This window comes from Nocardioides renjunii (assembly GCF_034661175.1).
Lineage (GTDB): Bacteria > Actinomycetota > Actinomycetes > Propionibacteriales > Nocardioidaceae > Nocardioides > Nocardioides renjunii.
In genome coordinates, this window is record NZ_CP141058.1 from 3,211,670 (window position 1) to 3,231,693 (window position 20,024).

A 20,024-nucleotide genomic window follows, 5' to 3' on the forward strand; every position below is an offset into this window, starting at 1 on the left:
GGGCTCACCGGCGGCTCACCGGACCGCCCGGGCCTCCCACGGGAGCGGCCAGGGGTTAAGCCGGCAACCGCCGGTGCCCAGCGACTGCTGCATCATCACCGGTGCCCGGCGCCCGCGGGCGGGGCACGACGCGTGGCCGCGGCCGAGCCAGTGCCCGGTCTCGTGGTTGAGGACCGTGTGGCGGTAGTCGCGCCGCGAGCGCCCCGCCGCGTTCCACGCGGGTGAGGCGCTCCGCCACCGCAGCTGGTTGATGATCACGTGCCGCCCGACGCGGCACGACCACTGGGCGGAGCAGGCGGAGGAGAAGGACGGCACCGCCCGGGCGGCGGCGAGCACGAGCGTGAAGTCGCCGCCGCGGCGCACCCGGTGGAACCGGACGCCCGCCGCCCGCCAGCCGCGCCGGTCGTCGAAGGTCTCCTGAGCCTGGCGCCGGAAGACCTTCATCGAGCTGGTGACCCGCCCCCGCGTGGTGACGGAGTACGTCACCCGGCGGCGTACGGGCTCCGCTGCGCGGGCCGCGGGTCCGGTCCTGTCCTGCGCGGCGCTCGTACGCCGGTGCTCGCGCGCGTCCGCCTCGCCGGCCCCGGCGGGTGCCGCGAGCAGCGCGGGTGCCAGCACGGCGAGGACGGCGAGCAGGCGGACGACCCGGGACATGACGGGAGCCTAGATCTTCTTCGAGTGCCGGCTCCAGATGTCGTCGAAGTGGGCGACGTAGGCGTCGTGCACCCGAGCCCGCGGGATCATGACCACCACCTCGTCGTTGAGGAGGGACACGTCGGACCAGTTCTCCGAGCCCGTCCAGACGGCTCGCGTCGCCGAGCCGTCCCACGTGCCGTCGACCGACATCCACTTCTCGTGGACGAAGTGCTCCCAGCCGGAGTCCTCGAACCCGGTCGCGACGTCGCCGTCGACGTCGAGCGAGGCGCTGCGGACGCGGACACCGGCCCGGAGCAGCGTCTCCACGACCTCGGGGCAGGCGGCGCTCACCAGGGCCTGGACCCGGCACCCCTGCTGGCTCAGCCGGGCCACGCGCCGGGCGAGGTCGAGGCCGCGGTGCCCCTGCCACCCGTACATCCCGATCCGGACCACCGTCCGACCGGCGTGCCCCGTCCCCGGAAGGGCGTGGCAGCCGACCCGGGCCAGGCGGGCGGCGACGACGTCGCTGTCCGGCGTCGTCGACGGCCCCGGGGCGATGCTCGTCGTGACGTCCCCGTGCGCCACCTGCACCCCCGGCGTCGTGACCGTGCGGTCGGCCGCCAGCTCGTCGAAGACGTGGGCGTAGTCGTCGTACAGCTGCTGGCTGCCGGTGAAGGTGACCAGGTCGTTCCAGTGGACCCCGGCGGAGTAGCCGGTGAGGTTGGCCGAGCCGAGCATCACCACGTGCTGGGTGTCGCCGCTGGCGGAGAAGAGGTACATCTTCATGTGCTGGTTGCCGCGGTCGCCGAGCCGGCAGCTGGCGTGGCAGACCTTGACGAAGCTCGGGACCGGCTCATGGTCCCCGCTGCGCGTGCCGCAGGCACCGCGGCTGGAGTCGGCGTCCGCGCCCAGGAGTCGCCGCAGGCGACGTGACGACGGGGAGACGGCGTTGTCGTTGAGGACCACCTGCACGCTCACCTGACGCCGGGTGCACGCCCGCGCGAGGGCGTGGGCGATGTCGGGCCGATCGAAGCTGTAGGCCGCCATCCGGATCGCGCCGTGGCGCGGTGTGGCGTCGACCGCCCGCCGGATGTGGTCGGCGATGCGGTTCTGCGCCTCCTCGTCGCCGGTCGGGTCGTTGAAGATGACGGAGGCCATCGGGGGCGCGGCCTGCGCCGCCACCTGGCTGCCGACCGCGCCGCCCATCGCGGCGGCGGGCTGTGACGACGCGGCGGGCGCGCGCCCGATGACCTCGCCGAGCGCGGGGGTCACGACCACCGTCGCGAGGCTGAGGAGCATCGTTCCCGTCAGGAGAATGGTGTGCATCTCGATCACCCGATCCCGATCGGCGGGACCCTCCCGCCTCATGGATCGACCGTCGCGCCGGGGCGGCTCCGGGCACCCGAGCCCGGGGTCTCGCTCCGGCGGGACTCCCCCGCGTACGTCCGGGACGCCGGTCCCTCTTCCGGTCGCCGACGGGCCGTCGCGTCGTCGAGGTCCCGGTGCCCGCGTCAGCGCGGGGACCGCGGACCCAGGCACCCGGGACGGCGGTGAGGCATTGCCGCCGGTGTGCGTCGTTGGCCTGCGGCGGGTCGCGGTGGTGCCCCAGACTGGCGGCCGCACCGTGGCGAGGGGGTCGCATGAAGGTGGTGGCCATGTCGGCCCGGATCGTGGCCTCCGCCGTGGGCGCGCTGGTCGTCGTGCCCGTCACGGTCCTCCTCCTCCTCGAGGGGGAGGTGGCGGGGTCGTGGACGTGGCTGCCGCTCTGCGTGGTCCTGGTCGCGGGCCTCAGCGGGTGCATCGCCACGGGCCTGTGGTGGCCGCACAGGCGGATGCGCGTGCTGGCGGGAGTCGTCGCGTTCGCCTGGGCGACGGTGGCGCTGAGCGTCGCGTTCTGGCCGATGGTCGCGACCCGCGCCGAGGTGCGGGCGGCCTTCGACCGGGTCGACTACGGCGGCGGCATCGGCGATCCGACCATCTTCGAGCTGGGCCCGGCATGGTGCGCGCCCGGCTTCACGAGCGTGCTCGGGTGCCCCCGGATGTCCGTGGACTACCTGGTCGACGAGGGCGGCGGCGACGACGTGCTGCGCGCCCTGGAGGAGGCCGGCTTCGACCGAGTCGGGGAGCCGCAGCAGCGGGAGATCGAGGGCTTCGACTTCCCGGGCTCGAGGTCGGCCGCTCTCGGCACACGACACTGGCTCGTGGGCGACGGAGTGCGGGTCGAGGTGACGATCCTCAGCGAGCGGGAGCACGCCGGACCCGTGCCGGGCCTGGACAAGGCCACGATGTTCGTCCCTACGAGCACCGAGCGGGTGAGCCTGGAGCTCAGCGATGCGGAGAACTCCGCGCGCCTGGAGATCCCGGACGACCTCGGCTTCTGGTCACCCCATGCACCGCTCGACGAGCTGCAGCCGCCCGCGGGGTGGTGAGGGGGGTGGGATGTCTGGGCTGCTTGATGCCGGGGTCGGTATGTGCTGACGTGGCGGCGGGTCGGGGCCGGTCGCGCTTCGCGCAGGTCGATTCGGCTCGCGCGGGGCCGGGCTGCGGTTGCATCGGCCTGCAAGCGGACTCCGGCCGGTCGACCTTGCGCCGGTGCCCTGGCGGTGGATATCGGCCTGATAGCCCGCGCGCCGGGAAGTGGGACGTCCAGGCCGGCGGTCCAGCTAGCGACCTGGGGCCTGGAGCGCGCTCAGCAGCGGCGGACATGCCTGTGGCCCCGCCGTGGTCAGGTCGGCGGGGTGTGGGGCGGGGTCATGGTCGGTCGGGCGGGTCGGCCCCAGCAGCAGCGCCACTGATCCGGGTGGTCCCGGTGCGGTCGCGTCGATAGCGGTGGCCGTGCGGGCTGGTCCACTCGTAGACACCGACTCCGGTCACCTCGTAGCGCCAGCCGGTGTGGGTCTTGAGGCGGTGGTGCGAGCGGCACTCCGCGGCGAGGTTCGAGGACACGGTCGCCCCCGGCTGGTGGCGTCCCTCGGCTGCGGCGTCGTGGTCGAAGGGAACGACGTGGTCGATGTCGCAAGCTCGCGCTGGTCGGGTGCACCACGGGAACACGCAGGTGCGGTCACGCAGGATGACCTGCTCGCGGATCCGGTCGGGAATGTCGTAGCCAAGTGCGGTGAGCTCGGCGGTGAGGTCGATGACCGGCTTGACGGTCACCTTGGTCCGGGAGTCGCCGCACCAGTCCCGCACCTGCTCCAGCAGGACCAACCGCTGGCCCTCCTCCATCCGGCCGGTGGGGCCGAAAACGGTCTCCAACCCGTCAACGCTGGCGTCGAAGTGGGCGTGCAGCACTACCTCACGCGCAACCGGCAACCCGTCCCCGCCCGTGGCGGCGGTCGAGCCTTGGGTGTGGAGGTCGAGCGCGGTCTGGGTGCGGGCCAGGTCGCCGAGTGCTGCGGACCGGCGGGCGTCGAGCGGAGCTTGTGAGCCGAGGGCTTTCAGCGTCTCTGCTCCGTGGGCGAGGGCTCGGTCGAGGTCGAGGGCGTCGGCGATGTCGAGCTCGGCCTCGAACCGCATGGTCCCGGCGTAGTGCACGTCCTCGGAGTGGAGGGTGGCGTGGCGCGGGTCGACGTGCTGCCAGCCGTCGTCGGGATCCTTCGTGGGGTCGTGGGTGTCGAGGTGGTGGCGCTTGATGGTCTCCGCGACAAGTCGGTCGAGCTGCGCGGGACCGACCCGGCCGGCGACGGCCGCGACCTGGGCGTCGACCCACCGCGCCGCCTCGACCGTGAGCGACGGGGTCGAGTGGATGGTGGCTTCCGCGACCGTGCGGGCGCGCCAGGCCGGCACCTGCCCGGCGTGGACCTGAGCCCACAGCCGCGGGAGCCGGTGCCGCAGCTCGAGCGCATGGCCGATGAGCCGCTTCGCCGACGTCGACGAGATGCCGAGGACGGTGCCGAGCTCGGCGATGCAGAACTCCGCCACCGCCGGACAACCCTCGCCGGCGATGGGCTCCTCGTGCTCCAGGCCGTAACGGCCACCGTCGCCGAAGGTCGCGGCGGCGTGGATCGACTCCGGCGGGTGGAGGTCGGCCCACCGCGCGGCGAGGTCGAGCTGTCGTGCAGCCGCGGCCGCTTCGTCACTGCGAGCGGAGCGGAACGAGGCGAGCAGCGCCGAGGCGGAGAGGTCCTCGACCTCAGCTCCGGGTGCCGCTGCCAGCGTCTCGATCATGTGTTCGATTCTACGGACGACCACCGACAGCGGACGGTGCTCGAGAAGATCTGTTGAAGAGGTCTCGATACGCCTCGCTCGTCCCTCGCTCGGCTACTCGACCACCGAGGAAGCGAGCTGATGGTGGGGTCTCGATACGCCTCGTTCCTCGGCTACCCGACCACCGAAGACCTACTGCCACTCGACCAGCGAGGGAGAGGTTTCGACCACCGACAGACCTCGGCTACCCGACCACCGAGCCGACTCCCGACCTCACGCCCAGAGCTGGCCGTCGAGCCGGTCCTCGGCCTCGTCGACGGTGCCCTCGTAGGCCCCGGTGGAGAGGTACTTCCAGCCGCCGTCGCAGACCACGAAGGCGATGTCGGCGCGCTCGCCGGCCTTGATCGCCTTCGCCGCCTGGCCGAGCGCGGCGTGGAGGATCGCGCCGGTGGAGATGCCGGCGAAGATGCCCTCGAGCTCGAGGAGCTCGCGCACCCGGCGCACGGCGTCGCGCGGTCCGACCGAGAAGCGGGAGTCGATGAGCGAGGCGTCGTAGAGCTCGGGGACGAAGCCCTCGTCGAGGTTGCGCAGGCCGTAGACGAGCTCGCCGTAGCGCGGCTCCGCGGCCACGATGCGTACGTCGAGCTTGGCGCGCCGGAAGTAGCGCGAGACGCCCATGAGGGTGCCGGTGGTGCCGAGGCCGGCCACGAAGTGCGTGATCCCGGGGAGGTCGGCGAGCAGCTCGGGGCCGGTGCCCTCCTCGTGCGCGAGCGCGTTGGCCTCGTTGCCGTACTGGTAGAGCATCACCCAGTCGGGGTGCTCGCTCGCGACCTGCTTGGCGACGCGCACGGCCTCGTTGGAGCCGCCGGCGGCGGGCGACGACACGATCTCGGCGCCCCACATGCGCAGCAGCTGACGCCGCTCCTCGGACGTGTTCTCGGGCATCACGCAGACGATGCGGTAGCCCTTGAGCTTGGCCGCCATGGCGAGCGAGATCCCGGTGTTGCCGCTCGTCGGCTCGAGGATGGTGCAGCCGGGCCGGAGCGTGCCGTCCTTCTCCGCCTGCTCGATCATCTTCAGGGCCGGGCGGTCCTTGATGGAGCCGGTGGGGTTGCGGTCCTCCAGCTTGGCCCAGAGCCGGACGTCGGGGCTGGGTGAGAGCCGCGGCAGCCCCACGAGGGGGGTGCCGCCGACCGACTCGAGCAGGCTGTCGAAGCGCATGCCGCCAAGCATGACATCCACCGATCGGTGGATGGCCGCGAGCGCTGGTTGCCCGATGTGCGAGACGTCGCGGCCCGCGAGGCTGGAGCCATGATCTCGATCTCCCACCTGCGCAAGACCTACGGCGACACGGTCGCCGTCGACGACGTCTCCCTCGAGGTCGCCGAGGGCGAGGTGCTGGGCGTCCTCGGTCCCAACGGAGCCGGCAAGACCACGACCGTCGAGTGCCTCGCGGGCCTGCGCGTCCCCGACTCCGGCACCGTGCGGGTCGGCGGTCTCGACCCGCTCACCGACCGCGACGAGCTCACCCGTCTCCTCGGCGTGCAGCTCCAGGATTGCCGGCTGCAGCCCAAGATCACCGTGGACGAGGCGCTGCGCCTCTGGTCCGCGTTGTACGACGACCCGCTCCCGTGGCGCGACCTGATCGGCAGGCTCGGGCTAGAGGAGCAGCTCCGCACGAGGTTCCGCGACCTGAGCGGCGGGCAGCAGCAGCGCCTCTCCATCGCGCTGGCCCTCGTCGGGCGTCCACGCGTGGTGATCCTCGACGAGCTCAGCACCGGCCTGGACCCGCGGGCCCGGCGCGACGTGTGGCAGATCGTGCGCGACCTCCGCGCCGACGGCGTCACCATCCTGCTCGTCACGCACTCGATGGAGGAGGCCCAGCAGCTCTGCGACCGCATCGCCATCATCGACGGCGGCCGGATCAGGGCCCTCGACACCCCCGACGCCCTGATCGCGGGAGCGACCGCCGCCACCGTCACCTCGTTCACCACCGACGAGCCGGTCGACCTCGAGTCCCTGCGCGACCTCACGTCGGTCTCCGCGGTCCGCGCCGAGTCCGACCGCATCGTCGTGGAGGGACGCGACGGCGCCGCGCTCGAGGTGCTCGAGCGCCTGGGCCGGCAGCAGGTGACGCCGCACGGCCTGCGCGTCGTCGACGGGACCCTCGACACCGCCTACCTCCAGCTCACCGACACCCGCGAGGAGACACCCGCATGAGCACCTCCACACCGGCCCCGTCACCCGCGACGGCGCCCGCCGCGCGTACGTCCCCCACGGCAGCCGTCGTCCGCACCGAGGCGCGGCTGTTCGGCCGCGAGCTCGGCTCGCTGTTCTGGATCCTGCTCTTCCCGACGATCCTGCTGCTCATCATCGGGCTGGTGCCGGACTACCGCACCCCCGAGGCGGACCTCGGCGGGCAGCGCGTCATCGACCTCTACGCCTCGGTCTGCGTGATCCTGGCGATGATCATGGCCTCGATCATGGCGATGCCGCCCGTGATCGCGGGCTACCGCGAGAGCGGCGTGCTGCGGCGGATGCGCACCACGCCGATGCACCCGGCGTCCCTGCTCGGCGCCCAGGTCGGGCTGCACGCCGGAGCGGTGCTGGTCTCGATCGTGCTGGCGCTCGCCGGTGCGCGCCTCGTCTACGACGTGCCCCTGCCCCGCGACGTCCTCGGGTACGCCGTGAGCCTCGTGCTGGCCACCGCCGCCGCGTTCTCGATCGGCGCGGTCGTCACGGCCGTGTCGGCCAACACGCGCGTGGTGCAGACCGTCGGCACCATCGTCTTCTTCCCGATGATGTTCACCTCCGGCGTCTGGCTGCCGGTGCAGGGAATGGGCGGGTGGTTGCACGACGTCGTGACCGCCACCCCGCTCGGCGCGGCGGCGGAGGCGCTCAACGACTCCCTCGTCGGCCGGACACCGGACCTCGCCGACCTCGCGGTGATGCTCGCCTGGACCGCCGTGCTGTCGCTCGTGGCCGTGCGCCGGTTCCGGTGGGAGTGACATGGGTGAGATGGCCAGTCCGGGCTGCCAAGATGTCGCCATGAGCGAGGAGCGCTGGCTGCGGTGGCTGCCCTTCGGCCTCCTGGGCATGGCCAGCGCGGTCGCCGCCATCGCGTCCCCGGCCCTCGGCGACGCGGCCGCGGACGTCCCCCCGACGCTCGCGGTCGCGGCCGTCACCGCCGTCTGGATGCTCGTGACGCCGAGCCCCGGTCCGCTCAACTACGCCGGCCGTACGGCGCTCGCGTTCGTCCTGTGCTGGCTCAACCCGCTCTTCGCGATCTTCGGGTTCTTCGGGTTCATCGACGCCTGGGAGGCGCTCAGCAGGCGCTGGGTCCACGTCGGGGTCGGCGTCGTGGCGATCACGCAGGCCGGCGCCCAGTCGGGTGGGCTGCCCCCGGAGAGCGCCGGCCAGGCCCTGCTCTTCGTCGTGCTCGTCGTCGTCAACGGCGGCCTCGCGAGCGGCTTCATGAAGATGGGCCTGCGCACCGAGGAGCGCAACGCCGCGCTCGAGCGGCTCAACGCCGACCTCGAGCAGGCGCTCGTGGCCAACGACGTGCTGCAGCAGCAGCTGATCGCGCAGGCCCGCGCCACCGGCGTCCAGGAGGAGCGGGCGCGGCTCGCGCGCGAGATCCACGACACGATCGCCCAGAGCCTCGCCGGCATCGTCACCCAGCTCGAGGCCTCCGTCGGCGGCGAGCGGCAGGAGCGGGCGCTCGCCCTGGCCCGCGAGGCCCTCGCCGAGGCCCGGCGCTCCATGCTCGACCTCTCCCCCGCCGACCTCGACGGGGCGACCCTCCCCGAGGCGCTCGACGGTGTCGTCGCCGCGTGGTCGGCGGACCAGTCCGTGCGCGCCGACGTCGTGGTCACCGGAGAGCCGGTGCCGCTGCACCCCGAGGTGGAGGCGACCGTGCTGCGCATCGCGCAGGAGTCGCTCGCCAACGTCGCCAAGCACGCCGGCGCGCAGCGGGTGGGCGTGACGCTGTCCTACGACGGCGACGAGGTGGTGCTCGACGTGCGCGACGACGGGGCCGGCTTCGACCTCGGCGCGCCGACCCGCCCCAGCTCCTTCGGCCTGCGCGGCATGCGCCAGCGCGCGGCACGGCTGGCCGGCGACCTCACCCTGGAGTCCCGGCCCGGTGGCGGCACGGCCGTCTCGGCGCGGCTGCCGGCCCTCGCCCGGGAGGCGGCGTGAGCGTGCGGATCGTCGTCGTGGACGACCACCCGGTGGTGCGCGACGGCGTCCGCAGCATGCTGGCCGGCGTGACCGGCTTCGACGTGGTCGGCGAGGCCGCCAGCGGGCCGGAGGCCGTCGAGGTCGTCATGGCGACCGACCCGGACGTCGTCGTCATGGACCTGCGGATGCCCGGGGGCGGCGGCGTCGACGCCGTGCGGGCCCTGCGCGAGCGCGGCTCGCGTGCCGCGGTGCTGGTGCTGACGACGTACGACACCGACTCCGACACCGTCGCGGCGATCGAGGCGGGCGCCACGGGCTACCTGCTCAAGGACACCCCTGCCGGGACGCTCTTCGACGCCGTCCGGGCGACGGCCGCCGGCGAGACGGTGCTGTCACCGGCCGTCGCGGCGCGGCTCGCCTCCCACGTGCGACGACCGGCCACGTCGGGCGCGCTCAGCGCCCGTGAGCGCGAGGTGCTCGGGCTGGTGGCGCGGGGTCGCTCCAATCGGGTGATCGCCGAGGAGCTCTTCGTGAGCGAGGCGACGGTCAAGACGCACCTCGTGCACGTCTACGAGAAGCTCGGCGTCAGCGACCGCGCCGCCGCGGTGGCGACGGCGTACGAGCGCGGGATCCTCGGCTGACCCGGACGGGTCAGCAGCCGCCCGCGACGGCGGGGAGCACGACGACCTGGTCGCCGTCGGAGAGCTCGGCCTCGAGGCCGCCGATGAAGCGGACGTCCTCGTCGTTGATGTAGACGTTGACGAAGCGGCGCAGGTCGATGGAGCCGGACTTGTCCTCGACGAGGCGGTCCTTGATGCCCGGGTGGTTGCCCTCGAGGTCGTCGATGAGCTCGGCCAGGCTGGCGCCGGCGCCCTCGACGGCCTTGGCGCCGTCGGTGTAGGTGCGCAGGATGGTGGGGATCCGGACCTCGATGGCCATCAGGCTGTGCTCGCTTCCTGGTGCTCGGGTGTCGGGGTGATCGTGACGTCCTCTTCGGTCACGACACCGTCGACGATTCTGTAGGACCTGAACTCCACCGGGCCGTCACTATTCCCGTGCTCGCGTGTGCTGACGAGCACGTAGTGGGCGTTCGGCTCGCTGGCGAGGCCGATGTCGGTGCGGCTCGGGTAGGCCTCGGTGGCGGTGTGGGAGTGGTAGACGACGACCGGCTCCTCGTCGCGCGCGTCCATCTCCTTGTAGAGCGCGAGCAGCTCGCTGGAGTCGAACTCGTAGAACGTCGGGCTGCCGGCGGCGTTGACCATCGGGATGAACCGCTCCGCCCGGTCGCTGCCCTCGGGACCCGCGACGACGCCGCACGCCTCGTCGGGGTGGTCGCGCTTGGCGTGCGCCACGATGGCGTCGTACGTCTCCTGGGCGATGGTCAGCACGGGCCAAGGGTAGGTCGCCCACCGATGCCGAGGCTCCACGTCTCAGCACATAGCCTTGACGTCGATAGAGCTCGTGCACGGGGGAAGGATCGGATGTCGCTGCGTGAGGTGCCGCCGCCACTGACCCGCCGCGGCATACCCCTCGAGCGCGACCTGCGGGTCCTGGCGCTCGGCTCCTTCGCCAACCGGTTCGGCGCCGGCGCCGTGATGACGACCAGCGCCCTCTACTTCACCCGCCAGGTCGGCTTCTCGGCCGCGGAGGTCGCCCTCGCGCTGTCGGTGGCGGCGATCGTGGGGATCGTGGTGCAGGTCCCCGCCGGCCACCTCGGCGACAGCCGCGGCCCGCGCCGGGTGCTGACCATCTGCATGACCGGAGCCGCCCTCACCAGTGCTCTGCCCGTGCTGGCGCGGACGCCGTGGCAGCTCGCCCTGCTGCTGGGCCTGCTGGCGCTGTTCGAGCGCTCGGCTGGCTCGGTGCAGCAGGGAGTGATCGCCCAGCTCGCCACGGGTGGGCGGGGCGTGCTGTTCAAGGCCTACCTCCGCGCGGTGACCAACACCGCCATCGGCCTGGGCTCGGTGTTCGGCGGTGCCGCGCTGGTGATCGACGAGTCGTGGGCCTACGTCTCCGTCTTCGTGCTCAACGCGCTCTTCACCGGCTTCGCGGCGTGGAACTCCACGCGCCTGCCCGACCTGCCGGCCTACGTGCGGGTCGAGGGCGAGCCGCGGCTCGCCGTGCTGCGCGACTGGCCGTACGTCGTCGTGGTGGCCGTGACCGGGCTGTTCTCGCTGCACTTCTTCGTCATGGAGCTCGGGCTGGCGCTCTACATCTCCGAGCGGACGTCGGCCCCGCCCGTCATGGTGGCCGTCCTCCTCGTGGTGAACACCGCGTGCGTCGCGCTCTTCCAGGTGCGCCTCTCCCGCCGCGCCGACTCCGTCGAGGCGGGCGCCCGCGCGCTGGTGCGGGGCGCGGTGTGGATCGCCGCGGGCTTCGCGATCGTGGCGCTGGCCGACCGCGGCGACGCCACCTTCGCCGTCGTCGTGCTCGTCATCGGCTCGCTGGTCCACGTCGTCGGCGAGATGATCGGCTCCGGCGGACAGTGGGGCCTGCAGATGGGGCTCGCGCCGCACGAGCGCCAGGGCCAGTACCAGGGCTTCGCCGGCCTCGGCTTCAGCGTCATCGCCGTGGTCGGGCCGCCGGTCGTCACGCTGCTGTGCGTCGAGATGGGCGAGACGGGCTGGCTGGTCCTGGCCGCCCTGATGCTCGCCATCGCGCTGGTCTCGGTGCCGGTCTCGCGCTGGGCGCTGGCCTCACGCGAGCGCTACGGCGTGCTGACCCACTCCGGCTGAGCCCGACCGGTCAGCCGGTCAGGCGCGGATCGCGGCCGGGATCCCGTCGGAGAAGACCTCGGGCGTCGCCGGGAACGACTCCGAGACGCCGAGCGAGTGCCGGACGGCCGACCACGCCGCCGCGCAGGCGTCGAGGAGGTCGTCCTCCCCGAAGCCCGCGCCGCGGAACCACGGCGGCGCGACGATGCCGTGCGCGGCCAGCGCCTCGCGGCGGGCTCGTACGCCGTCCGCGTCCTTCTTGCGGGCCAGCACCGGTGCCCCGGCCATCCGCGCGAAGCTCACCTCGGGATGCACCTCCACGACCTCCACGCCGGGCCGCGAGCGCACCCACGCGTCCACCTGCAGGACCTTCTCGCGCAGGGCGTACGCCTGCGCACTGACGCTGGTGCGTCCATCGGTCGCCGCGAGGTTGGCCGCGCGGGCCTCCTCGTAGGTCGCGGCCTCGAGCGCCGACCGCACCGGGGTGGAGAAGAGTGACGAGGACTTGCCGACCAGCACCCGGCGCGCCTCGGCGTCGGCCTGCCGGCCGCCGGTGTCGGGCAGGCCGATCGGGATGTCGATGGCGACGACGGACACCGCGTGCTGCTCGCGCACCAGGGCGACGAGCTCGGCGATCGTGCGTCCGACGAAGACCGACTCCCGGCGGTCCACGTCGAGCACGACCCCCACCCAGCCGCCGGGGCAGGCGTCGACGCCGAGCACGGGCTCGTCGGGCGCGAGGACCGGTGGCGGCTCGACCTCGCCCTGCCCGGCGGGCGCGACGAACCGGGCCTCCCGCTCCCCGCTCAGCGCCGCGCCGATCCGGGCGAGCATCACCTCCGGCATCGGCGGCAGGCTGCCGATGGGCCACCAGCGCACGTCGGTCGACTCGTCGTCGGCGACGTGGGCCTCGCCGTCCAGCCAGGTGCAGGCGAAGGTGAGGTCGAGGTAGGTCGCCCGGTCACCGTTGACGTGCAGGATCTCGCCGTGGACGGCGGTCGAGGCGAGCCGGTCGACTCGGATCGTGACGCCGGCCTCCTCCATCGCCTCGCGGGCGGCGGCGACGGCGGGCTCCTCCCCCGGGTCCGGGATCCCGGTCACGGGCCCCCAGGCGCCGTTGTCGGAGCGCTTGACCAGCAGCAGCTCGTCGCCGCGCCGGACGACAGCGGTGACGCCGGGCAGCCACAGCGGGTCGTGGCCGATCTTCTCGCGGATCGCGAGGACGAAGTCGGGGACGGGACTCACCCGGCGCTCACCCGGCGCTCACCGCTCGCCCATGAGGGCCTCGACCACGGTCTCCTGGAGGTAGCCCACCCACTCGTAGATGTCGTGCGCCTGGGCGCGCGGGTCGTCGTCGGGCAGCGTGTGCCAGTAGTGCTCGTCGCCGGCCTCCACGCCGAGCCGGGTGGCGAGGGCGAGCCGGATGTCGGTGAAGGCCCGCATCCACGTCTCGGCCTCGTCGGGGGTGAGCTCCACGTCGATGACGAGCCCGTCCTCGTCGAGCTCGGGCGGCAGCCCGGCGTCCTCGAGCGTGTCGATGACCAGCCCGGACGCGGCCGCCTTGCCGTCGCGGAGGCCGCCCTCGGTGAAGCGGCGGAAGTCCGCGGCCGCCTCCTCGTCCTCGGGGTAGGCGGTGGGGAACAGGCGCGCCAGGACCGGGTCCTCCGGGATCGTCGTGGCGCCGGAGAACTCGACCATCAGGGCGTCGAAGGCGTCCGCGCTCGGCCCTGCCGGCTCGGCCCGCTCGTTGCGGAGCAGCTCCACCATCTGCGAGGCCAGCGAGCGCAGCAGGTCGGCCTCGAAGCCGGTGAAGGTGGCGATGACCCGGTCCGAGCGGCGGTGCCGCTCGAAGCCGCTCACGAGGCCTTCTCCATCGTGGCCCACAGGCCGTACTCGTGCATGGCCTGCACGTCGCGCTCCATCTCCTCGCGGGTGCCGGTCGACACGACCGACCTGCCGTCGTTGTGCACCTCCAGCATGAGCTTCTCGGCCTTGGCCTTGTCGTAGCCGAAGTACTTCTGGAAGACGTAGGAGACGTAGGACATGAGGTTGACCGGGTCGTCCCAGACGAGGGTCACCCACGGCTTGGCCAGGAAGGTGATCTCGTCGGGGGTCAGGGTCGGCTCGACCTCTACGGGACTGGCGGCTGACACGTGGCCCATGGTGGCACAGTGTGCGTCGTGACGAGCTCCCCCCGTACGTCAGCGGCGCTGCTGACCGACCACTACGAGCTGACCATGGTCCAGGCCGCTCGCCAGGCCGGCACGGCCGACCGGAGGGCGGTGTTCGAGCTGTTCCCGCGGCGGCTGCCGCAGGGCCGCCGCTACGGCGTCGTGGCCGGCGTCGGGCGGGCGCTGGACGCCCTCGAGGCGTTCCGATTCGACCCGGCCACGGTGGCCGCGCTGGACGGCGTCGTCGACCCCGGCATGCTCGAGTGGCTGGCGTCCTACCGCTTCTCGGGCGACGTGTGGGGCTACGCCGAGGGCGAGGCCTACTTCCCCTACTCCCCCGTGCTCGTGGTCGAGGGCACCTTCGCCGAGGCGGTGCTGCTCGAGACGGTGCTGCTGTCGATCTACAACCACGACTCGGCCATCGCCTCTGCCGCCTCGCGGATGGTCGTCGCCGCCGGCGAGCGGCCGTGCATCGAGATGGGCTCGCGGCGCACCCACGAGGAGGCCGCGGTGGCGGCGGCGCGGGCGGCGTACGTCGCGGGGTTCGAGGCCACCAGCAACCTCGCCGCGCGGGCGCGCCACGGCGTGCCGTCGACCGGCACGGCGGCGCACTCGTTCACGCTGCTCCACGACGCCGAGGCCGATGCCTTCCGCGCGCAGGTGCAGAGCCTCGGCGTCGGCACCACGCTGCTCGTCGACACCTACGACGTCACGGAGGCCGTACGGCTGGCGGTCGAGGTGGCCGGCACCGGCCTCGGCGCGGTCCGGCTCGACTCCGGCGACCTGGGCGAGGTGGCCCGCGAGGTCCGCGCGCAGCTCGACGGCCTCGGCGCGACCGGCACCCGCATCGTGGTGACTAGCGACCTCGACGAGCACGCGATCGCCAGCCTCGCGTCGGCGCCCGTGGACGCCTACGGCGTGGGCACCCAGCTGGTGACAGGCTCCGGGCACCCCACCTGCGGCTTCGTCTACAAGCTCGTCGCCCGCGAGGGCGACGACGGTGAGATGGTCTCGGTGGCGAAGAAGTCGACCGACAAGCAGTCGATCGGAGGCCGCAAGTACGCCCTGCGCCGCCGCAGCGCCGCGGGCGTCGCCGAGGCCGAGGTGATCGGCATCGGCTCGCCGCCCGAGGACGACGGCGACGACCGCCCGCTGCTCGTCCCCCTCGTCGAGCGCGGCGAGGTCGTCGGGCGGACGACGCTCGAGGAGGCCCGCGCGCGCCACCGCAGCTCGCTCGCGGAGCTGCCGCGGGAGGTCACGATGATGTCGGCCGGCGAGGCCGCCATCCCCACGGTGCACCTCGGTCCCTGAAGGCACCCGCCGTGACCTCTCGCCAGGTCCGGCGCAATTGCAGTGCCGCTCGGGCTCCCCGGCTGCCATCATCGGTGGATGGGCCAGCCTGCGCCCCGCGCGCCCCGACCTCGCGCCGCACCGGACGAGAGCGTCCCCGGCGGTCTCGTCGGGCGTGAGGCGGAGCTCGGCGCGCTGGCCGCCGTCCTGGACCGCGAGCCGGCCACCACGCGTGCCCTGGTGCTCGAGGGCGAGCCGGGGGTGGGCAAGACGAGCCTGTGGGAGCACGGGCTGGCGTGCGCCCGTGAGCGTGGCATGCGGGTGCTGTGCGCGCGGGCCAGCGAGTCGGAGACCGGCCTGCCGCTCGCCGGTGTCATCGACCTCCTCGACGAGGTCGGCGCCGAGGAGCTGGCCGGGATCCCCTCGCCCCAGCTCCAGGCGCTCGAGGTGGCGCTCTACCGGGCGGAGCCCGGCGACCAGCCGCCCACCGACCAGGTGGTGGCGCTGGCCCTCCTCTCCGCCCTGCGCGCGCTCGCCGTGCAGCAGCCCCTGGTCGTGGCGGTCGACGACCTGCAGTGGCTCGACCCTTCGTCGCAGGCCGCCCTCGCCTACGCCTCCCGGCGGCTGACGGAGGACGTCACGGTGCTGCTCTCGCGGCGCCCGGGACCGCGTACGCCGCTCGAGCGGGCGTTCGCCGAGGACCGGCTCGAGCACCTGGTGGTGGGCACGACCAGCCTGGGCGGCACGCGGCAGATCCTCGCGCGGCGCCTCGACCTCCGGCTGCCCCACCACCTGCTGCGCCGGGTCTACGACACCACCACGGGCAACCCGCTCTTCGTGCTCGAGGTCGGTCGGATGATGACGACCGTCGACCTCGACCAGATCGGCGAGGACCTGCCGGTGCCCGACGCCGTCGAGGACGCCCTCGGCCTCCGGGTGGCCGACCTCGACCCCGTCCCCGCCCGGGTCCTCCTCGCGCTCGCCCTCGACGCCGACCTGCGCGTGGCCCACGCCCGCGCGCTCGCCGGTCCGGACGCCGTCGAGTGCGCGGTCGCCGCCGGCGTCGTCCGGGCGGACGGCGAGCGCCTCCGACCGGCCCACCCCCTCCTGGCGGAGGCCGCCCGGCGCTCCGCGTCGGGCACCGAGGTCCGCCTGCTGCACCGCGACCTCGCGGACGTGGTCGCCGACGAGCAACGGCGCACCCTCCACCTGGCGCTCGCCGCCACGGAGCCGGACGCGGACCTGGCCGAGCGCCTCGACGCCGCCGTCGACCGCGCGGCCGCGCGCGGTGCGACCAGGCTCGCCGTCGACCTGGCCACGCACGCCCTGCGGTTGACCCCGGACGGCGTCGAGGACACCGCGCGGGTGATGCGGCTGGCCCGGCTGCTCCACGCGGCGGGCGAGAAGCAACGGCTGACGCACCTCCTCGAGCCCCGCGCCGCCTCGCTGCCGGAGCCCGCCGACCGGGTGCGCGCGCACATCCTCCTCACCGGCGGCGTGGTCCGCGACAACGGCGACATCGTGCTCCTCCTGCAGCGGGCCCTCGACGAGGCGGCGGACGACGCCGGGCTGCGCCTGCGGGTGCTGTGCCACCTGGCGGAGAACGAGGCGGTGATCGAGGTGCGCGACGTGGCGACGGCCGACGCGCGCGCCACCGAGGCGGTCGCCGCCGCCGGCGAGCTGTCGCGCGGCGCCCAGCGGCTCGCGCTCTACACGCAGGCGTGGACCGCGGTGCTGCGCGGACGTCCCGTCGCGGACCTGGTGGATCGCTTCGAGGGGCTGATGCACGAGCAGGTCTACCTCGCCCGCACACCCTTCCGCGTGGCCGGGCAGCAGCACGTCTGGCGCGGCGAGCTCGGCCTGGCGGCCGCCCGCTTCGAAGCGTTCCGGCTGCTCGCCGACGACCGCGCCGAGCCGCAGCCCTACGCGCTGGCCCGGCTGCACCTCTGCGAGCTCGACCTGCGCGCGGGAGCCTGGGACGCGGCCGAGGAGCGGCTCGACGAGTGGGCGGCCTCGACCGACAGCAGCCTGCTGCACTGGCCGATGTACGAGCGGTGCCGGGCCCTGCTGCTCGCCGGGCGCGGCGACGCGGCCGGCGCCCGCGACTGGGCCGAGCGGGCGGTCACCGAGGCCGAGACGCTGGGGATCCGCTGGGACTGGCTGGAGGCCACGCGCGCGCTCGGGGTCGCCGCGCTGCTCGACCACCACCCCGACCAGGCGGTCACGCACCTGCGGACCGTGTGGGACCACACCCTCCGCGAGGGCGTGCTCGACCCGGGGACCTTCCCCGCGGCCCCCGACCTGGTCGAGGCGCTGGCCGAGATCGGCAACGTCGAGGAGGCCGGCGGGGTCGTCCGGGTCCTGACCGAGGCGGACCGGGCGCAGGACCACGCCTGGGCCCGGCTCGCGGCCGCCCGCGGCGGCGCCACGATCGCCCTCGCCGGCCGGTGGTCCGACGCAGACGCCGACGCCCTGGCGGCGACAGCGACGGCGTACGCCGGCCTCGGGCTGGCCGCCGACGCCGCCCGCACCTGGCTGGCGCTCGGCCGCGCGCAGCGACGAGCGCGCAAGTGGGGGTCCGCCGCCGACTCGCTGGAGTGCTCGGTCGCGATGTTCGAGGCGCAGGGAGCGCCCGGCTGGGCGGCCGCCGCGCGCGCCGAGCTCGAGCGCGTCGGCGCGCGGCGTCCGAGCGCGGCGGGCCGGCTCACCACGACCGAGCGCCGCGTCGCCGACCTGGCCGTGCAGGGCCTGGCCAACAAGGAGATCGCCCGCACCCTCGTGGTCACCGTCAGCACCGTGGAGTTCCACCTCCGCAACGCCTACACCAAGCTCGGGATCCGCTCGCGGATGGAGCTCGCGACCCGCCTGCAGGAGCTCGACCACATCCCCACCTGACCGCCGCCGCGACGCCTCAGGGAGGTGCCCCCGGCTGTCAACTGGGGTTTGCCCTCGGGTCATTTCCTCGGGTTCCCACCAGTTTCGACACCCCCTCCCGGGCGAGCACCGTGGTGGTCATGGCCGAGTACCTCGTCGAGCTCTACGTCGCACAGGGCGACCACGTCGCAGCGCAGCACCACGTCGCACTGGCGGAGCAGGCCGGCGCCGACCTTGCCCGAGAGGGGCGAGCGGTGCGCTTCCTGCGGTCGATCTTCGTCCCCGAGGACGACACGTGCTTCCTGCTCTTCGAGGCGGACTCGGCCGCCCTGGTCACCGAGGCGGTGGGGCGGGCCGGACTCCGGCTCGAGCACGTCTCGGCGGCCACCACGTCCGTCGCCGGCGCACAGGAGTCGCCGGCCGACACCACGAAAGGAACCAGCATGACCAGCACCACCACCAGCAGCACCACCAGCAGCAGCAGCACCACCAGCGGCACCGGCCCCGACCTGAAGGAGCTGCGCGACAAGCAGCAGAAGGTCTGGAGCAGCGGCGACTACAACAAGATCGCCGCCCTGACCGTCCCGGTCTCCGAGCACCTCGTCGACCACGTGGGCGTCGGTCCCACCGATCGCGTGCTCGACGTGGCGACCGGCACGGGCCATGTGGCCCTCGCCGCCGCCCGGCGCTCGGCCGAGTCCGTCGGCATCGACTACGTCCCGGCGCTCCTCGACATCGCCCGGCGACGCGCCGAGGCGGAGGACCTGGTCGTCGAGCTCGCCGAGGCCGACGCCGAGCACCTGCCGTACGACGACGCCTCCTTCGACGTCGTCCTGTCCGCCATCGGCGTCATGTTCGCCGCCGACCACGACGCCGCGGGCCGCGAGCTCGTCCGCGTGACGCGTCCCGGTGGCCGGATCGGCCTGGCCAGCTGGACGCCCGAGGGCTTCGTCGGGGGCATGCTCCGCACCGTCGGCGCGCACGTCTCGCCGCCCCCGGGCGCGCAGCCCGCCACCCGGTGGGGCACCGAGGAGGTCGTCGCAGGCCTGCTCGGCGAGGGCGTCACCGACGTGAGCTCGGTGACGGCCACGGTGCGGCAGCGCTTCACCGACGCCGCCGAGTTCGCGGACCTCTTCCTCACCTGGTACGGACCCACGTACGCAGCGGCGGGCCGGCTGGACGACGAGGGGCGCGCCGCGCTCCGCGCCGACCTGGTCGCGCTCGCCGAGTCCCACGACCGCGGGGAGGGAGGCGGCCTGGTCTGTGACTGGGAGTACCGCATCGTCACGGCCACCCGCCGCTGACGCCGTGGACAGGGATGCTCCCCGGGGCACACCGACCAGGCCCACAGGGTCGCGGTCAGGAGCAGCCCTCTCACCGCGAGGTGGGAGGGCTGCTCCGCCCCCGCTCCCGGCTAGGCTCACGGGATGGCACGAGCACTGATCGTGGTCGACGTCCAGAACGACTTCTGCGAGGGCGGGTCGCTCCCGGTGACGGGTGGTGCACGCGTGGCCGCCGACATCGGCGAGCTGTTGCACCGCTGGTCCTCCGGCGCGGTGGGCCCGCCCTACGACGTCGTGGTCGCCACCAAGGACCACCACGTCGACCCCGGAGCGCACTGGTCGGTGAAGCCCGACTTCGTCGCGTCGTGGCCGGTGCACTGCAAGGTCGGCACCGACGGCGCCGGCTTCCACCCCAACCTCGACCCGCAGCCCTTCGACGAGGTGTTCTACAAGGGTGAGCACGCCGCCGCCTACTCCGGCTTCGAGGGACGTACGGCGTCCGGCGCGGCGCTCACCGACTGGCTCCGGTCCCGCGACGTGTCCCACGTGGACGTGTGCGGGATCGCGACCGACCACTGCGTCCGCGCCACCGCGCTCGACAGCGCGGCGGCGGGCTTCACGACGCGCGTGCTGACGGCCCTGTGCGCCGGGGTCGCCGAGGAGTCCACGGCCGCGGCGGTCACGGAGATGGCCGGCGCCGGCATCGAGATCGCCTGACACCGGGCACC

Annotated in this window: 19 protein-coding genes; 10 read left to right on the forward strand and 9 right to left on the reverse strand. The window is 73.8% G+C overall.

Annotation, left to right across the window (positions count from 1 at the left end; translation table 11 throughout):
- Positions 1-15: 15 nt before the first annotated feature.
- Together SHK17_RS15315 and SHK17_RS15320 are read right to left on the reverse strand one after the other, a co-directional pair.
- Positions 16-654: a DUF3152 domain-containing protein gene (locus SHK17_RS15315; protein WP_322919805.1), complete on the reverse strand. Its 639-nt coding sequence runs from the start codon at positions 652-654 to the stop codon at positions 16-18.
- Positions 655-663: 9 nt separating this feature from the next.
- Positions 664-1,962 (reverse strand): phospholipase D-like domain-containing protein, encoded by a 1,299-nt coding sequence (locus SHK17_RS15320; RefSeq protein ID WP_322919806.1) that lies wholly within the window; start codon positions 1,960-1,962, stop codon positions 664-666.
- A gap of 314 nt (positions 1,963-2,276) precedes the next feature.
- Here SHK17_RS15320 and SHK17_RS15325 point away from each other — a divergent pair, with 314 nt between their 5' ends.
- On the forward strand, positions 2,277-3,065 hold the full coding sequence (locus SHK17_RS15325; RefSeq protein WP_322422852.1) for a hypothetical protein: 789 nt from the start codon (positions 2,277-2,279) through the stop codon (positions 3,063-3,065).
- Between the two features lie 322 nt (positions 3,066-3,387).
- On the opposite strand, the gene SHK17_RS15330 is transcribed toward SHK17_RS15325, so the two are convergent.
- A complete protein-coding gene (locus SHK17_RS15330; protein WP_322919808.1) occupies positions 3,388-4,803 on the reverse strand; it encodes an HNH endonuclease signature motif containing protein in 1,416 nt (471 codons plus the stop codon).
- Between the two features lie 252 nt (positions 4,804-5,055).
- Positions 5,056-6,003, reverse strand: a complete 948-nt coding sequence (locus SHK17_RS15335) for a PLP-dependent cysteine synthase family protein (protein WP_172265306.1) — start codon at positions 6,001-6,003, stop codon at positions 5,056-5,058.
- Positions 6,004-6,093: 90 nt separating this feature from the next.
- Between SHK17_RS15335 and SHK17_RS15340 the strand changes: the two genes are divergently transcribed.
- The 4 genes from SHK17_RS15340 to SHK17_RS15355 are packed head-to-tail and all read left to right on the forward strand — an operon-like array spanning position 6,094 to position 9,605.
- Positions 6,094-7,002, forward strand: coding sequence for an ABC transporter ATP-binding protein (locus tag SHK17_RS15340; protein ID WP_172265309.1), 909 nt, complete (start codon positions 6,094-6,096; stop codon positions 7,000-7,002).
- Positions 6,999-7,790, forward strand: coding sequence for an ABC transporter permease (locus SHK17_RS15345; RefSeq protein WP_172265312.1), 792 nt, complete (start codon positions 6,999-7,001; stop codon positions 7,788-7,790). The genes SHK17_RS15340 and SHK17_RS15345 overlap by 4 nt, the downstream gene beginning before the upstream one ends.
- Before the next feature lie 40 nt (positions 7,791-7,830).
- Positions 7,831-8,982 carry a sensor histidine kinase gene (locus SHK17_RS15350; protein WP_216651967.1) on the forward strand — a complete coding sequence of 384 codons (1,152 nt, stop codon included), beginning with the start codon at positions 7,831-7,833 and terminating at the stop codon, positions 8,980-8,982.
- On the forward strand, positions 8,979-9,605 hold the full coding sequence (locus SHK17_RS15355) for a response regulator transcription factor (RefSeq protein WP_322422855.1): 627 nt from the start codon (positions 8,979-8,981) through the stop codon (positions 9,603-9,605). Before SHK17_RS15350 ends, SHK17_RS15355 begins: the two co-directional genes overlap by 4 nt.
- Before the next feature lie 10 nt (positions 9,606-9,615).
- Here the strand turns inward: SHK17_RS15355 and SHK17_RS15360 are convergent, their stop codons facing one another.
- Entirely contained in the window at positions 9,616-9,903 is a 288-nt protein-coding gene (locus SHK17_RS15360; RefSeq protein WP_172265315.1) for a MoaD/ThiS family protein, read from the reverse strand.
- Positions 9,903-10,352 carry a M67 family metallopeptidase gene (locus SHK17_RS15365; protein WP_322422856.1) on the reverse strand — a complete coding sequence of 150 codons (450 nt, stop codon included), beginning with the start codon at positions 10,350-10,352 and terminating at the stop codon, positions 9,903-9,905. The genes SHK17_RS15360 and SHK17_RS15365 overlap by 1 nt, the downstream gene beginning before the upstream one ends.
- Positions 10,353-10,445: 93 nt before the next feature.
- Between SHK17_RS15365 and SHK17_RS15370 the strand changes: the two genes are divergently transcribed.
- Positions 10,446-11,699 carry an MFS transporter gene (locus SHK17_RS15370; protein ID WP_172265321.1) on the forward strand — a complete coding sequence of 418 codons (1,254 nt, stop codon included), beginning with the start codon at positions 10,446-10,448 and terminating at the stop codon, positions 11,697-11,699.
- Between the two features lie 18 nt (positions 11,700-11,717).
- On the opposite strand, the gene SHK17_RS15375 is transcribed toward SHK17_RS15370, so the two are convergent.
- Genes SHK17_RS15375 through clpS form a run of 3 tightly spaced genes read right to left on the reverse strand, consistent with a single transcriptional unit; the run spans position 11,718 to position 13,840 of the window.
- Entirely contained in the window at positions 11,718-12,923 is a 1,206-nt protein-coding gene (locus SHK17_RS15375; protein WP_322919810.1) for a DUF429 domain-containing protein, read from the reverse strand.
- Between the two features lie 18 nt (positions 12,924-12,941).
- Complete coding sequence (locus SHK17_RS15380; RefSeq protein ID WP_172265327.1) at positions 12,942-13,538, reverse strand: DUF2017 family protein; 597 nt, start codon at positions 13,536-13,538, stop codon at positions 12,942-12,944.
- Positions 13,535-13,840 (reverse strand): ATP-dependent Clp protease adapter ClpS, encoded by a 306-nt coding sequence (gene clpS, locus SHK17_RS15385; RefSeq protein ID WP_172265330.1) that lies wholly within the window; start codon positions 13,838-13,840, stop codon positions 13,535-13,537. Before clpS ends, SHK17_RS15380 begins: the two co-directional genes overlap by 4 nt.
- An 18-nt stretch (positions 13,841-13,858) precedes the next feature.
- Between clpS and SHK17_RS15390 the strand changes: the two genes are divergently transcribed.
- The 4 genes from SHK17_RS15390 to SHK17_RS15405 all read left to right on the forward strand — a co-directional run bounded on the left by SHK17_RS15390 (position 13,859) and on the right by SHK17_RS15405 (position 20,013).
- The gene (locus tag SHK17_RS15390) at positions 13,859-15,160 is read left to right on the forward strand and encodes a nicotinate phosphoribosyltransferase (RefSeq protein WP_322919812.1); all 1,302 of its coding nucleotides are present in this window, start codon (positions 13,859-13,861) and stop codon (positions 15,158-15,160) included.
- Positions 15,161-15,238: 78 nt separating this feature from the next.
- Positions 15,239-18,034: a helix-turn-helix transcriptional regulator gene (locus SHK17_RS15395; RefSeq protein ID WP_322919814.1), complete on the forward strand. Its 2,796-nt coding sequence runs from the start codon at positions 15,239-15,241 to the stop codon at positions 18,032-18,034.
- Between the two features lie 119 nt (positions 18,035-18,153).
- On the forward strand, positions 18,154-19,317 hold the full coding sequence (locus SHK17_RS15400; protein WP_322919815.1) for a methyltransferase domain-containing protein: 1,164 nt from the start codon (positions 18,154-18,156) through the stop codon (positions 19,315-19,317).
- Positions 19,318-19,440: 123 nt separating this feature from the next.
- On the forward strand, positions 19,441-20,013 hold the full coding sequence (locus SHK17_RS15405; RefSeq protein WP_322919816.1) for an isochorismatase family protein: 573 nt from the start codon (positions 19,441-19,443) through the stop codon (positions 20,011-20,013).
- Positions 20,014-20,024 lie beyond the last annotated feature (11 nt).